The organism is Pampinifervens navoyensis (assembly GCF_046159715.1).
Classification (GTDB): domain Bacteria; phylum Aquificota; class Aquificia; order Aquificales; family Aquificaceae; genus Pampinifervens.
On sequence record NZ_JBJXCT010000006.1, the window covers coordinates 82707 to 95970 of the forward strand.

At 48.6% G+C, this 13264-nt stretch carries 14 protein-coding genes and 1 tRNA gene; 10 read left to right on the plus strand and 5 right to left on the minus strand.

Annotated features, from left to right (window positions below; translation table 11 throughout):
* Genes ACKRDP_RS05960 through sppA form a run of 3 tightly spaced genes read left to right on the plus strand, consistent with a single transcriptional unit; the run spans position 1 to position 2190 of the window.
* Positions 1–546: a hypothetical protein gene (locus ACKRDP_RS05960; RefSeq protein WP_409153861.1), complete on the plus strand. Its 546-nt coding sequence runs from the start codon at positions 1–3 to the stop codon at positions 544–546.
* Positions 547–548: 2 nt separating this feature from the next.
* Entirely contained in the window at positions 549–1361 is an 813-nt protein-coding gene (gene lgt, locus ACKRDP_RS05965) for a prolipoprotein diacylglyceryl transferase (RefSeq protein ID WP_409153862.1), read from the plus strand.
* Positions 1345–2190, plus strand: a complete 846-nt coding sequence (gene sppA / locus ACKRDP_RS05970) for a signal peptide peptidase SppA (RefSeq protein ID WP_409153863.1) — start codon at positions 1345–1347, stop codon at positions 2188–2190. The genes lgt and sppA overlap by 17 nt, the downstream gene beginning before the upstream one ends.
* On the opposite strand, the gene amrB is transcribed toward sppA, so the two are convergent.
* Positions 2180–2956 (minus strand): AmmeMemoRadiSam system protein B, encoded by a 777-nt coding sequence (gene amrB / locus ACKRDP_RS05975; RefSeq protein WP_409153864.1) that lies wholly within the window; start codon positions 2954–2956, stop codon positions 2180–2182. The genes sppA and amrB overlap by 11 nt on opposite strands.
* Positions 2957–2974: 18 nt before the next feature.
* On the opposite strand from amrB, the gene amrS reads away from it, so the two are divergent.
* Positions 2975–3985: an AmmeMemoRadiSam system radical SAM enzyme gene (gene amrS, locus ACKRDP_RS05980; protein ID WP_409153865.1), complete on the plus strand. Its 1011-nt coding sequence runs from the start codon at positions 2975–2977 to the stop codon at positions 3983–3985.
* Position 3986: 1 nt separating this feature from the next.
* On the opposite strand, the gene ACKRDP_RS05985 is transcribed toward amrS, so the two are convergent.
* Positions 3987–4060: transfer RNA gene (locus tag ACKRDP_RS05985), tRNA-Arg, on the minus strand.
* Positions 4061–4082: 22 nt separating this feature from the next.
* Between ACKRDP_RS05985 and murC the strand changes: the two genes are divergently transcribed.
* The 6 genes from murC to ACKRDP_RS06015 all read left to right on the plus strand — a co-directional run bounded on the left by murC (position 4083) and on the right by ACKRDP_RS06015 (position 9413).
* Entirely contained in the window at positions 4083–5441 is a 1359-nt protein-coding gene (gene murC, locus ACKRDP_RS05990) for a UDP-N-acetylmuramate--L-alanine ligase (protein ID WP_409153866.1), read from the plus strand.
* Positions 5408–7063 (plus strand): single-stranded-DNA-specific exonuclease RecJ, encoded by a 1656-nt coding sequence (locus tag ACKRDP_RS05995; RefSeq protein WP_409153867.1) that lies wholly within the window; start codon positions 5408–5410, stop codon positions 7061–7063. Before murC ends, ACKRDP_RS05995 begins: the two co-directional genes overlap by 34 nt.
* The gene (locus ACKRDP_RS06000) at positions 7064–7555 is read left to right on the plus strand and encodes a metal-binding protein (protein WP_409153868.1); all 492 of its coding nucleotides are present in this window, start codon (positions 7064–7066) and stop codon (positions 7553–7555) included. It abuts the gene before it with no gap.
* A 3-nt stretch (positions 7556–7558) separates the two neighbouring features.
* On the plus strand, positions 7559–8113 hold the full coding sequence (locus ACKRDP_RS06005) for a Maf family protein (protein ID WP_409153869.1): 555 nt from the start codon (positions 7559–7561) through the stop codon (positions 8111–8113).
* A gap of 109 nt (positions 8114–8222) precedes the next feature.
* Entirely contained in the window at positions 8223–8702 is a 480-nt protein-coding gene (locus tag ACKRDP_RS06010; RefSeq protein WP_409153870.1) for a peroxiredoxin family protein, read from the plus strand.
* Between the two features lie 30 nt (positions 8703–8732).
* Entirely contained in the window at positions 8733–9413 is a 681-nt protein-coding gene (locus ACKRDP_RS06015; RefSeq protein ID WP_409153871.1) for a YggS family pyridoxal phosphate-dependent enzyme, read from the plus strand.
* On the opposite strand, the gene ACKRDP_RS06020 is transcribed toward ACKRDP_RS06015, so the two are convergent.
* The 3 genes from ACKRDP_RS06020 to ACKRDP_RS06030 are packed head-to-tail and all read right to left on the minus strand — an operon-like array spanning position 9390 to position 13211.
* Entirely contained in the window at positions 9390–10421 is a 1032-nt protein-coding gene (locus ACKRDP_RS06020) for a mechanosensitive ion channel family protein (RefSeq protein ID WP_409153872.1), read from the minus strand. The two genes, ACKRDP_RS06015 and ACKRDP_RS06020, sit on opposite strands and share 24 nt — an antisense overlap.
* Before the next feature lie 42 nt (positions 10422–10463).
* Complete coding sequence (locus tag ACKRDP_RS06025; protein ID WP_409153873.1) at positions 10464–11786, minus strand: hypothetical protein; 1323 nt, start codon at positions 11784–11786, stop codon at positions 10464–10466.
* A gap of 12 nt (positions 11787–11798) precedes the next feature.
* A complete protein-coding gene (locus ACKRDP_RS06030; RefSeq protein ID WP_409153874.1) occupies positions 11799–13211 on the minus strand; it encodes a c-type cytochrome in 1413 nt (470 codons plus the stop codon).
* Positions 13212–13264: the final 53 nt, after the last annotated feature.

The following is a 13264-nucleotide window of genomic DNA, read 5'->3' on the forward strand; positions in this document are numbered from 1 at the left end:
ATGAAGCTGTTTGTTCTGTTTCTTCTCTTTCTGGCCTCCTGCGCACCCCTTGTGTGCCCTGAGGGGGAGGAGGTAAAAAGGGCCTACTCTGAATATGGTGCTCCACAATCCTATACTGCGGCTCTTTCTCTCAGGTATGGACTTCTGAGGATTCCTGTAAGTGTTCAGAAGTCTGAGGGCAGGTTTACAATAAGTGGTGAGGGGAAAAGTGCTGAAGTGTCCCTCAACAATCTCTGTGTGGGAGGTGCCTGCGTTGACCTTCCTGTCAGCCCGGACGGCATAATCTTTGGCAGAGTGCTCAGAGGTGATGAGAAGATGGGTTGCTCTCCCTCTGGAGTCTATTTTGAGAGGGATGAGGGACTTTTCAGGTCAAGGTATGTCTTCAGAGATGGAAGGCTCAGCTTTGCAGAGTTTTACGATAAGAATAGAGACAGAAAGCTTACTCTCAGCTATCTTGAATGGTCAAGGGAAGGTTATGCAAGAGCCATAAGAATTCATACAGAGGGTATAAGCCTTACCCTCACAGTGGATAGTTTAAAATTTTAGCTATGTATCCTGTACTGATAGAAGTATTTGGCATAAAGATATACACCTACGGGGTTCTCGTGGCCCTGGGGGCGCTCCTTGCCTACTGGCTCATGCTCAGGTTTGCAAAGAAAGAAGCCATAAACCCAAACCACGTGGAGAATACGCTTCTTCTTGCCCTTCTTCTTGGCATAGTGGGTGGAAGGCTTTCTTATGTGATAGAACACCCCGAGCAGGTTCAGAGCCTAAAGGACATACTCGCCATATGGAATGGGGGTATGAACTTCTTCGGGGGTCTTGTGGGTGGAGTGCTTGGGGCGCTTGTGGGAATGCTAAAATACCGCCTGCCCTTCTGGAAGACCGCAGATATGGCGGTGGTTTCCCTCAGCATAGCCCATGCCATTGGAAGACTGGGATGCACCTCTGCGGGGTGCTGTTATGGTAAGCCCTTTCCAGTTGATGGTTCTGTCCTTCCGGGTATACATATTTCTGACAGGTTTCCCTTCTTCTACGTGGTCTTTCCTCCAGGTGCGGTTGCACCTCCCTATATGCCCCTCTATCCCACCCAGCTCATGGAATTCTCCGGTCTGATTCTTATCTTTCTTATACTCCTCCTGGCATACAGGAGAAAGCCCTTTGATGGCTTTGTCTTTTCCCTCTATATGCTCCTGTATGGTATTCTCAGGTTTTCCCTTGAGTTTTACAGGGGGGTAACGCCCCCAATTCCTGGAGTTGGGCTCACGTGGAATCAGGTGGTTGCCCTGCTTATGGTCTTCGCTTCTGTGGTTCTCGCCCTCTGGCTTCTGAGGGAAAAAAGACATGAAAAAGTGGCTTAGAAGGCTTTTAATTTTTGGCATAATAGTTCTGGTGCTTGGCTTTCTGAGTTCTTTGCTTTCAAGAGTTCCCGTCGGCGACAGGGTGGCAGTCATAAAGGTAAAGGGTGCCATAATTGAGCCCGACAGGATAGTATCAAGAATTCAGCAGGCAAAAGAGGACAAAAGCATCAAGGCCCTCGTGCTGAGAGTTGACAGCCCGGGAGGCTCTGTGGGAGCCTCTCAGGAGATATACAGAGCCCTTGAGGACTTTAAAACTTCCGGAAAGCCTCTGGTGGTCTCCATGGGAAATGTGGCCGCCTCTGGTGGGTACTACATATCTGCACCTGCGGACGTGATATTTGCCAACCCCGGAACCATAACAGGCAGTATAGGAGTCATAGTTCAGCATACGGAGCTCAAGGACCTCTTTGAAAGGCTTGGAATAAAGACCACAGCCATAAAGACGGGCAAGTTCAAGGACACCCTATCCCCCTTTAGGGAACTGACGCCCGAGGAAAAAGAGTATCTACAGAGGACCATAGAAGATGCCTATGAACAGTTCCTTCAGGCTATCCTTAAATACCGCTCAAAGAAGATAAGTGAACAGAAGCTAAAGGAAATAGCAGACGGGAGAATCTTCACGGGCAGGGTAGCAAAGGAGCTGGGTCTTGTGGACGAGCCTGGAAACCTTCAGGATGCCATAAACAGGGCGAGACAACTGGCAGGGGTGCCCGGGGCTAGGGTCTTCTATATGGAGGAAAGAAGAGGTCTTATAAGAAGGCTCATGGAGGAGGACTTTGAGGGCTTTTTAAATCATTACCCCTTCATGCTCTATTACATCATGAGATAAAGGCATATCCCCCATATCCCACAACTCTGCTCCTGTCCCCAGATGCCTTTGCTGAGGTGCTGTAATGCACAAGGATTGCCCTCATATTTTTTCCCTTTGCATAAAGCAGAGCGCCCTCTATGCCCTTTTTACCACAGGCTTCACACCATCCCTTTTGCTCTTTGTCCCCGTACAGAATCCACGCATGGCAGTGGCTGTCAAGTCTTTTTGCAGTTTGTTCATCATAGTAATGGCTGAGGTCCGAGCTTATCACAAAGAGTGTATCCTCCTTGCAGAAGTGTTCAATAAGTTTCTTTAATTCCTGTGCCCTGACCCTTCCATAAACTACAGGGATTAGCAGAAATTCACCGAGGGCAAGCTGGAGGAAGGGGAGCTGAACCTCAAGGGAGTGTTCCCACAGGTGCGGCTCATCCTGGAAAAATTCCCTCCTTTCCCCTGCATATTTCTCAACGCTTAACCTGTCCACAAACACCCTTCCCAGGGGTGTTTCAAAGGCTTCAAAGCTCCCAAAGGAATAACCATCAAAGTCTACAAAATGAGAGGGTCCGATGAGAAGCACCCTCCTTATGAGTTTGTCTTTGATGAGGGAGTAGACTTTCCCTGCAGTTCTTCCAGAGTAATCGTATCCCGCATGGGGTGCTATAAGACCCATTACTTCACCCCTGGGCTCTAAGGTCTCTTCCATCAGCTCTTCTACCCTTCTTTTCAACTCATACGGGTCTGAAGGGTAAAAGTAGCCCGCCACCGCTGGTTTTCTGACTATCATGGGTTTAAATTTAAACCTGTGAAAGCTGTTGCATGGCTCAGTGAAAGGAAAGATGGAAAGATATTGTGTAAAGCCTGCCATCAGAGATGCCTTCTTGGAGAAGGAGAATACGGGAAGTGCGGGGTGAGGGTAAAGGAAGGCGATAGCCTCTACCTGACAGTTTATGGACTTGTGTCCGCCATAAACGTTGACCCTATAGAGAAAAAGCCCCTCTATCACTTTCTACCTTCTACCCACAGCCTTTCCATAGGCACAGTGGGCTGTAACTTTTCCTGTCAGTTCTGCCAGAACTGGGAAATTTCCCAGTATCCCCAGACGCACAATTACGAGGTTTTTGGTGAAGAGATGAATCCGGAAGAAATCGTGAGACTCGCAGAGCTTTACAGAACCCCCTCCATATCCTACACCTACAATGAGCCTGTAATCTTCTTTGAATTTGCCTATCATGTGATGAAACTTGCAAGGGAGAAAGGTATAAGGAATGTTTTTGTCACGAGCGGATACGAAACTGAAGAGGCAATAGACACAGCCTTACCCTGCCTTGATGCCATGAACATAGACCTGAAGTCCTTTTCAGATGATTTTTACAGAAAAGTGTGCGGTGCAAGGCTAAAGCCAGTTCTGAAGACCATAGAATACGCTTTCAAGAGGGGAATATGGATTGAGATAACCACGCTTCTGATACCGGGATACAACGACTCTGAGAGGGAGATAAAGGAAATAGCCCGTTTTATAGCAAGTCTTTCTAAAGACATACCCTGGCACGTATCCAGGTTCTTCCCCGCATACAGGATGCTGGATGTTCCCCCAACCGCAATAGAAAAGCTGAAAAGAGCTTATGAGATTGGCAAGGAGGAGGGGCTTAACTTCGTCTATGTAGGCAACTACTGGAATGAGGACCTTGAGTCCACTTACTGCCCAGGCTGTGGTAAAAAGGTAATAGAAAGGCTTGGCTACAGGACAGTGAACCACCTTAGAGACGGAGCCTGTTCTCAATGTGGATACAAACTACCTGGCGTATGGTCATGAGCGTGCCCGGGGGGATTTGAACCCCCGACCTTGGGTTCCGGAGACCCACGCTCTGTCCAGCTGAGCTACGGGCACTGAGGGGAATTATAATATACCCATGTTCAGAGAAAAGGTCAAAAGCTTTCACTTTGTGGGAATTGGCGGAATCGGAATGAGTGGTATAGCCCAGATACTTCTTGAGCTCGGCTATGAGGTCTCTGGCTCAGATATAAGGGAGAACAAGAACACGGAACTGCTAAGAAAAAAGGGTGCGAAGGTTTACATAGGACACTCGGAAGAAAACCTGAAAGATGCTCAGGTTGTAGTCTACTCCTCGGCGGTTTCGGAAGAAAATCCAGAGATAAAAAGGGCTAGGGAGCTTGGTATACCCGTCATACCCAGGGGTGAGATGCTCGCAGAGCTCTTCAGGCTGGGCGAGGGCATAGCCATATGCGGCTCTCACGGGAAAACCACCACCACCTCCATGATAGCTCATGCCTATCATGAAGCCGGACATGACCCCACTGTTCTCATAGGCGGGGTCCTTCAGAGGTTTGGCTCCAACGCAAAGCTGGGTAAGGACAATCTCATAATCTCAGAGGCGGATGAGAGCGACGGCAGTTTTCTAAAACTTCTGCCCACAGTGGCAGTCATAACCAACATAGACAGGGAGCACATAGGCTTTTACAGAGACCTTGAGGATATAAAGCAGGCATTTCTCAGGTTTGCAGATGCTGTGCCCTTTTATGGCTTTGTAGTGCTCAATTGGGACGACGAAAACTGCAGGTGGGTAGCAGAGAGGACTCATAGAAGGGTGGTGAGCTTTGGTATTCGGTCAGTGGCAAACTACACTGCTGAGAATCTCAGGCTCGTAGATGGCAGATATGCCTTTGAGGTCTGGCACGATGGGCAAAAGCTTGGTGAAGTTCATCTTGGTGTGCCTGGCAGGCACAACGTTTACAACGCCCTTGCCTGCTTTGCCGTATGCCATCAGGCAGGGCTCAGTTCTGAGGATGTGGTCAGAGCTCTTGAAGGCTTCAGGAATGCAGAGAGAAGGCTTGAATTCAAGGGCTACTTCAGAGAGGCCCCAGTTTATGACGACTACGGACACCACCCTACGGAGATAAGAGCGGTTATAAATGCCATAAGAGATATGCATCCTGAAAAGCGTCTCTTACTCGTTTTTCAGCCTCACAGGTATTCAAGAACTTACCATCTTTTTGAGGACTTTATCAGCGTGCTGAAGGAGGCAGACCTCTGCCTTCTTGCGGACATATACCCTGCTGGTGAGAAAAACTCCTATGGAATAAAAGCAGAAGAAATTGCAGCCAGGGCAGGCTGTGTTTACTGTCCTACAAAGGAAGAACTCTTTGAAGCCCTTGAGGAAAAGGTTTCTGATAACCATGTGCTTCTCTTTATGGGTGCAGGCAGCATATCAAAGTGGTGCGAGGAGTTTCTGGCTCTGAAAAGGGTATGAAAGGTATTTCTGGAAAAGAATGGGTTCTTCTCAGCGAGTTTATAAAGCCTGAGGCGGACCTTTCTGAAAGGCTTGGACCTCTGAAAGCTCAACTCCTCGCCAACAGAAATCTCGGTGAAGAGGCTCTGGAAAGCAGGCTCAGTAGGCTTCTTCCACCCTTTGGCATTCCAAACATACAGGAGGCTGTAGAACTCATAGGTAGCTACGTAAAGAGGGGCAAGAGGATAGTGATATTTGGAGATTACGATGTGGATGGTATAACGGGCACAGCCATACTCTACCACCTTCTGAAAAAAGCTGGTGCAAGGGTTCTGCCTCTTCTCCCTTCAAGAAAGAGGGGCTACGGGCTTACAAAAGAGCTTGTCATCAAGCTCAGCAGGTATGCGGACCTTCTCATAACCGTGGACAACGGAAGCACTGCAGTGGAAGAACTGAGCCACTCAACTATACCCGTTATAGTGCTTGACCACCACAATCTGCCTGAGGATATGCCAAGAGCTCTAATGGTGAACCCAAAGCTCGGAGAGGGGGGAGAACTCAGAGAGATAGCCTCCTCAGGACTTGTTTTTTATATGTCTGCACTTCTGAGGAGGAGCCTGGAGCTTGACCTGGATGTGCGTAACTATCTGCACCTTGCCTGTATGGGAACTGTGGCAGACGTTATGCCCATGAACTTGATAAACAGGATACTTGTCTCTAACGGTATAAGACTTCTGAACCATGTGCTGAAGGGTGGCTTCCATGCACCCGGCATAAGGTTTTTGATGGAAAGGTCAGGCATTAGGGACGAAGTGAGCTCAAGGGACATTGCCTTTTCCCTTGCACCGAGGCTGAACGCACCCGGCAGGGTTGCCAAGCCTTATGTGGCACTCAAGCTGCTTCTCGAAGATAAGGAAGAAAAGGCAAGGGTCCTGGTGGAAAGGATAGACAGGCTAAACCAGCACAGAAGGCAGTTGAGCCATCTGGCCTTTGATAAGGCTATCCAGCAGGCTCGTGAGCAGAGCCAGCAGAGTGTTATCATAGTCAAGCTTGAGGACTGGGCTGGAGGTGTTGCGGGTATAGTGGCTGGCAGGCTCTCGGCACTCTTCTCAAAACCTGCCGTTGTCATATCAGTGGGTAAGGAATATTCAAGCGCCTCCGTGAGAGGAGTGGAAGGTATGGATGTGCACTCAATACTCAAAAGACTTTCCCATCTTTTTGTTAAATGGGGTGGACATGCCTCTGCGGCAGGCTTCACCATAAGAACAGAAAACATACCAGAATTTGAAAGCCTGGCAATACCTCTTTTCTCCGAACTCTCTTCAGAGGAAGGAAAACTATACATAGACATGACCCTTCCCCTGTGCCATGTGGACCAGGAGCTATACCAGACCATTAAAGAGCTTGAGCCCTACGGTGAAGGTTTTCCTGAGCCTGTATTTCTGTCTGAGCCCCTGAACCTCAGGCTTGTGGGTGGCAGCAGGGAGAGGCTCATGTTTAGGGTTGAGGGCTTCAATCTGCTTTCCTGGGACAGCAATATAAATGGAAGACTACCCCTTCCCGGGGCAAAACCAAGAAGAATAGTCTATCAGCCAGACAGGAGAAGACCCAACACGCTCCTGCTGGTGGATGTGGAGGTCTGATTGGCTCTGGGAAGAAGTCACGACTTTGTGAACCTCCTTGCCCTCCCTGCATGTCTGTATTACCTGCCAAAGGAGTTCTACCTTCCCTTCACAGCTGGATACCTCTTTGGAACCTTCTTTCTCTCTCCAGACCTTGACCTTTCCCGTTCAAAACCATCAAAAAGGTGGAAGACTCTGAAAATTGTCTGGAGACCTTATCAGCTCCTTTCAAAGCACAGGGGAGCATCCCACATACCCCTTCTGGGCACTTTTCTAAGGCTTGCATACTTTTCCTTCATGTTTCTGTTCCTTTACTTTGTCCTGCTGGGTATTTCCTCTGAGTATCTGCCCCAGTTGAAGGACCTTCTCCTTAGCTTTGACCCCTTTGACTTTTTCTCAGAGCTTGCCCATAGAGAAGAGGTCTTCTACTTTGCACTGGGAGTGGTCCTCTCTGAAGTTTTTCATGTGCTTCTTGACCTTTTGACCAGCACCTTTAAAAGGTTTAAAATATAGAGGGTGAGACTTTTAATACTTGCCTCCGAATCAAAGAGGAGGGTTCAGATACTCAGCATGCTTGGCTTTAAGTTTCTGGTGATACCTTCTTATGTGGAAGAGAGCCATCAGGGCAGGCCCATACTTACCGCAAGGAGGCTCGCCTTCAAAAAGGCTTTTACCGTATGGAAAGATTACAAGTTTGCCACTGTGCTGGGAGCAGACACGCTTGTGGTGCTTGGAAACAGAATAATGGGGAAGCCCAGAGACAGGGAAGAGGCAAGGCAGATGCTTGTGAACCTTTCGGGAAGATGGCACAGGGTGATAACAGGCGTCTGCATAATATCTCCCAGAAAAAGGGTGAGCTTCCATGACACAGCATGGGTCAAATTTAGACAGATGGGAAGGGAGGAGATAGAGGAATACATTTCCACCGATGAACCCATGGACAAGGCAGGTGCCTATGCGGTGCAGGGCATGGGTGCGAGGTTTGTGGAAAAGATAGTGGGGGACTTCTACACGGTTATGGGTCTTCCTGCCAGCAGAACCTACAGGGTGCTTAAAGATGTTCTGGATTAGTCTTCTGATTCTGTTTTTGACGAGCTGCTCAGCGGTGGTAAGCAGAGAGGAGGGCAAAGTGGACGTGGGTGGAGGCGTTCAGATACAGATTCAGCACAGGAGGTGACGCATGCCGCTAAAGTTGGGAGAAAAGGCGAAGGATTTTGAGCTGCCAGAGAGAGAGGGCCACTTCCATTCTCTGGCAGAAACTGTTGGCTATAAACTTCTTGTTTTCTATAAGGTTACCTGCCCTGCCTGTCAGCTCACGTTGCCTTTTGTAGAAAGGCTCCATAAGCTCTACGGGCATGTGGTGACAGTTTGGGGCATAGCTCAGGACCCGGAGCATGCGGTGCGGGAATTTGCAAAAAAATACGGATTGACTTTCCCTCAGCTCGTAGACTATCCAGACTACTGGGTATCTGTTGATTATGATGTGCAGATTGTGCCCACCATCTATCTCATAGACCCGGGAGGACAAGTAGACTTTGTAAGCCACTCTTTTGTGAAGTCTGAACTCAGAGAGCTCAACGAGAGGCTCGCCTCCATATCTGGACAGGCTCCGGAGGATATCTTCGCAGGTCAGCGTGTCCCCGAGCTAAAACCTGGCTGAGGCTCAAGAAGCAGGCGTTAGGTTAACGCCATGAGCTGTGATAGATTGAGGGAGATAGAGGAGAGAATTGAGAGAGCCTGTGAGCGTGCAGGTAGAAAAAGGGAAGAGGTGCTCCTCCTTGGAGCCTCAAAGGGCGTTCCCTCTGAAAAGCTCAGGGAGTTTTTCCACTGCGGGCTGAAGACTTTTGGAGAAAACAGGGTTCAGGAGTTTCTCAAAAAATACCAGGAGCTTAGAGACCTTCCCATAGACTGGCACTTTATAGGCAGGCTTCAGAGCAACAAGGTAAAGTATATCATAGACAAAGTTAGCCTCATACACTCTCTGGACAGGGAAAGCCTGCTGGAAGAGCTTCAGAAAAGGGCAGAGAAACTTGGCAGGGTTCAGGAGGTTCTCATAGAGGTCAACTTGGGGGGTGAAGAGACAAAGGGTGGAGTTGAACCAGAAAACCTCAGGTCTTTCTTTGAAAATTGTCTTCAGATGCAGAACATAAAGGTTCTGGGTCTCATGTGTATCCCACCCTACAGGGAAGACCCTGGGGAGGTCAGAATCTACTTTGCCCTTCTCAGAAGGCTAAGAGAGCAGCTCCAGGAGGAGTTTAAGTTGGAACTTCCCCACCTCTCCATGGGTATGTCCCAAGACTTTGAGACCGCAATAGAAGAAGGTGCCACCATAGTGAGGATAGGGACACTACTGTTTGGAGGCAGAAGTTAGATAGACCTCCCTTACAGGGAAAGGTATCTTTATACCTTCTTCCTCGTATCGTCTTTTAAGTCTTTTTATAAACTCGTGCCTGAGAATGTGCTGGCTGTCAAAGTCCTTTGCCCTCAGTATCACGTTAAAGTTGATGGAAAAATCCCCAAAGGCAGTAAAGCGAATTCTTGGTTCAAAGTCCGGCACAGCACCCTCCACTTCTCTCTGCACCTCTCTTGCTACTTCTAGGGTGACTCTCTCTACCTTCTCCAGATCACTTTCGTAAGATACTCCCACAGGGACTATCACATTCATCTCCGGCTGGGGCATGTGGAAGTTGGTTATGATGGAGGTGGATATCTTGGAGTTGGGCACTATTATGAGGTTGTTGGCAGGCTGTCTGAGGATGGTGTTTCTCCAGGTGATGTCTTCCACAAAACCCTCCTCGCCACTCTGAAGCCTTATGTAGTCTCCAACCTTTATCTGCCTTGTGGCAAGCACATGAAAACCTGCAAAGAGGTTTTCCAGCGTGTCCCTGAGAGCCAGAGCCACCGCCAGACCTCCCACACCGAGGGCCGTAAGTATGGGGGTTATGGCTATGCCAATCTTGTCAAGAGCAACGAGCACACCCACGAGGAGAACCACCACACGGGCAAACTGCACCACAAGAGAGGTGGCTGGCATATCCTCCCTGTAGCGACTCATATACAGTTTCAGAAAGCCTCCTACGAGTCTTGATAGAAGTAGAGCAAAGGAGAGGATGAAGATAACCCACAGGAACTTATCTTTGAAGGCAATCATGCCTTTTGGCAGCCTGACCTCTTCAGAAAGGAGATAGATAGCAAGCAGAAAAGACCATAAGGTGGGCATAAATCTTAACGCATCCACAAGCACCTTATCCCAGCCCCATGGTGTTTTCTGGGAAAGTTTTCTCAGCTTGTAAAACAAAACCTTTTCTGCAAAGAATCCGGCAACAGGAATAGCCAGGAGTATCAGGACGAGCGGTGCATACTCTCTGAATATGTTCATCTTTTAGATTTTATCAGGGCGGGCAGACGCCCGCCGGAGCTTTTATACGTAGTTTCTGGCTATGATAATGAGGCCTGTGCCGATAAAGACGACCGCCCAGAGTATGACTATGAAAACAGAGGCCTCTCCAAGGTGGTATTCTGTCTCGCTGGCCTGGTAGACCTGACCCTTTGGAGTCCTGCCTGCCCTGTATGCCATCCACCAGGCATAGGCATAGAGAATAAGACCGGTAAGGGTTGTTCCCAGAAAAAGCATGGGACTGAGCCACTCAAGGTTTACCTTGTATTCGTATATGGAGTATCCGAAGCGTGCGGTGGAGGCAACCCTCAGGTATTCTCTAAAGACTGCAATAAGAAGAGTTGCCACCGTGCCTGCTACAAGAGAAGGGATTGCCATACCAACAGGATTTTTCTGGGCTATAAATATTACCCCGGCGCAGAGCAGTAGTCCAAGAACCGAGAGCCATGAAAAGATGCTTCCCTTTGCCTGCCACTCAGAAGGAATTGAAAGTATGTAGAGGATATGGAAAACAATCCAGCCAGCACCGCCCACAAGAGCCAATTTTGCACCCAGCCTTGCGGAGAAATCCACATAGCTCTTTTCAAACTCAGGTCTTTTGCCAAAATACCATGCGTAGAGCATCATAAACACGCCTGTGACTGCCACGGCGGGGAAAACCAGAAAGGCAAGATATCTGAATATGTTGAACTTATAGATGTTCCATCCAGAGTGGTTCATGGTTGTCCCGCCAGAAGTATACCATTCTACCCACTTTTCAGGATAAAGAGCCTGATAGTTGACTACGTGGATAATAAAGCCTACAAGCAAGAGAAAGATGACACCACCTATGGAAAAGAAGATAGCCAGTTGAGGCTTCATCTTTGTAAAGTATGCACCCCATATAAGATAGTAGCCAATCAGAAGAAAAACTATGAACATAATATACCAGCTTGCCGAGAGGTTGGCAGAGGCATACCAGAGGGGGTCGTATATGACCTGATAGAATAGAAGCGGTGCCACACCAAGCACTATGGCAAGAGAAACTGAGACCTTGGAAAGCTCCAGCATGGCTCGCGCAAGCCTCTGGTGGTTTTCATCTCTTCTCGTAAAGCCATAGATGGCATAGAAAAGCCCACCTATTGAGGTCCAGACAAAGAGTATGTGAAGAGCCCATGTGAGCACCTGCAGAACCTGCATCACCACAGGGAAAAAGGGTGCTCCTGCCGGGTCAGCCATCGCCTTTAGCATAGCACCCACCTCTGCGGGGGACTGCCCGGCGAAGGCAAGCCTGCCACCAAGGAGCATGAGAGCAAGCAAACCAAGCAAAAACCACCTTGTAAGGTTTTGATAGACCGTAATACTCATGACAGCACCTCCTTATCTATGTGCCTCAAGACTGATTTTTGGCACTTCAATCTTTGCAGAAACCCGTCCGCCCTTTGAGACCATGTCCGCTATGTAGGCGGAAAGAGCTCTGAGCTCCTCATCCTTACCCACAAAGTAGGGCATGTAGGCAGGGTGGTTCTGAGGTGTGAGGTAGTTAGAAAGGAAGCCATAGACGGCTTCTTCGCTGGTCATACCCTCAAACTTCTTCGCAAAAGGTCTTAGACCCGTATTACCCGTCACGTTGTGGCAACCAGAACACTGAAGTATTGCCACCGCCTTGCCTGCCATTATTTTGTTCTCCGGTGTGATGGTCTTTAGACCCTCCGGCACAAAGGCGTTTACTCTCAGAAAACCCTTTTCGTTTATCGTGTTTATCTCAGAGTGTATGCCCTTTGCAGGCACATCTCTGGCTATAATCTGGTTTACCCATACAAACTCACCAGCCACGTAGGGCTTGCGGATTGTTTCCCTTATCTTCTCCTCTGGGTAGACGCCCATGAAAAAGATAAGAGCATATATGGGGTATGCGATGTAGGGTCTTGCCAGCGTGGGTTTTATTGAGGTCAGCACAAAGTGTGCAAGAACTACGAGCAATATGGCAAATATAAGGGCGTAATACCACTTGGGAATTATGCCCGCAAGCATTATAAGACTTCTTTCTGGCAGTGTGGAGACATACCATCCAAAGAACATGCTTCCAAATACAAGCCCACCAATGCCCCAATAGGACATGGTCCTGACTATATCCTTGTAGACCTTTTCTGAGATATCCTTTTTCATCAGGCTTGCGATGACTATGCCTATGGTGCCCGCTATGGCAAACATGAAGGAGCTTCTCATCAGAAGATGGGGGAAGTAGTTTTTGTTGTAAAAAGCGTCCAGGATGTTGCCGGTTGTAAACCACTTTTCATGTCCGGGGGAGAGCATAAAGGAGAGTATGCCCACGATAATGTACATGGTCGCCCATGAGCCTACGGCAAAGGTCCAGGCAAGCCTGAGCCAGCTCCTCTGGTCAATCCTTCCAAGGGTGTAATACAGAATATAGACAAGGGTAACCTCTGCCACAAACCATATCCACTCCGCCGCCCAGACCCACACAAAGTTGTGAATAAGGGCTGAGATTCCCCGTGGGTTTGCTACTGTGGCAGAAAACCATATTCCAGGACCGGTTATGGAACCAGACACATAGGAAAAGACCAGCAGTGCCAGAAGATACTTCTTGATGTAGTCGTATATCTGGGGGATGTTCTCTCTGTAGGCTTTGGTGGCAAGGTAGGCAAGCAGGATTGACGCACCCACTGAGGTGTGGGACGCCAGCACATGAATAGAGGCTATGATGGCAATGACCGTGGCACTGCCTACTGTGGGCACATACCACATGGGCTGGAAACCAAGCACATCCATGTTAGCACCTCCTGTGGTTTTAACATGACTTTAACATTAATATAACATGATTT

What these genes read in the sequence shown, in the direction of transcription:
- ACKRDP_RS05960 (WP_409153861.1), top strand. Translation starts at nt 1, where the DNA reads ATGAAGCTGTTTGTTCTGTTTCTTCTCTTTCTGGCCTCCTGCGCACCC.
- lgt (WP_409153862.1), top strand. Translation starts at nt 549, where the DNA reads ATGTATCCTGTACTGATAGAAGTATTTGGCATAAAGATATACACCTAC.
- sppA (WP_409153863.1), top strand. Translation starts at nt 1,345, where the DNA reads ATGAAAAAGTGGCTTAGAAGGCTTTTAATTTTTGGCATAATAGTTCTG.
- amrB (WP_409153864.1), bottom strand. Translation starts at nt 2,956, where the DNA reads ATGATAGTCAGAAAACCAGCGGTGGCGGGCTACTTTTACCCTTCAGAC.
- murC (WP_409153866.1), top strand. Translation starts at nt 4,083, where the DNA reads ATGTTCAGAGAAAAGGTCAAAAGCTTTCACTTTGTGGGAATTGGCGGA.
- ACKRDP_RS06010 (WP_409153870.1), top strand. Translation starts at nt 8,223, where the DNA reads ATGCCGCTAAAGTTGGGAGAAAAGGCGAAGGATTTTGAGCTGCCAGAG.
- ACKRDP_RS06015 (WP_409153871.1), top strand. Translation starts at nt 8,733, where the DNA reads ATGAGCTGTGATAGATTGAGGGAGATAGAGGAGAGAATTGAGAGAGCC.
- ACKRDP_RS06020 (WP_409153872.1), bottom strand. Translation starts at nt 10,421, where the DNA reads ATGAACATATTCAGAGAGTATGCACCGCTCGTCCTGATACTCCTGGCT.
- ACKRDP_RS06025 (WP_409153873.1), bottom strand. Translation starts at nt 11,786, where the DNA reads ATGAGTATTACGGTCTATCAAAACCTTACAAGGTGGTTTTTGCTTGGT.
- ACKRDP_RS06030 (WP_409153874.1), bottom strand. Translation starts at nt 13,211, where the DNA reads ATGGATGTGCTTGGTTTCCAGCCCATGTGGTATGTGCCCACAGTAGGC.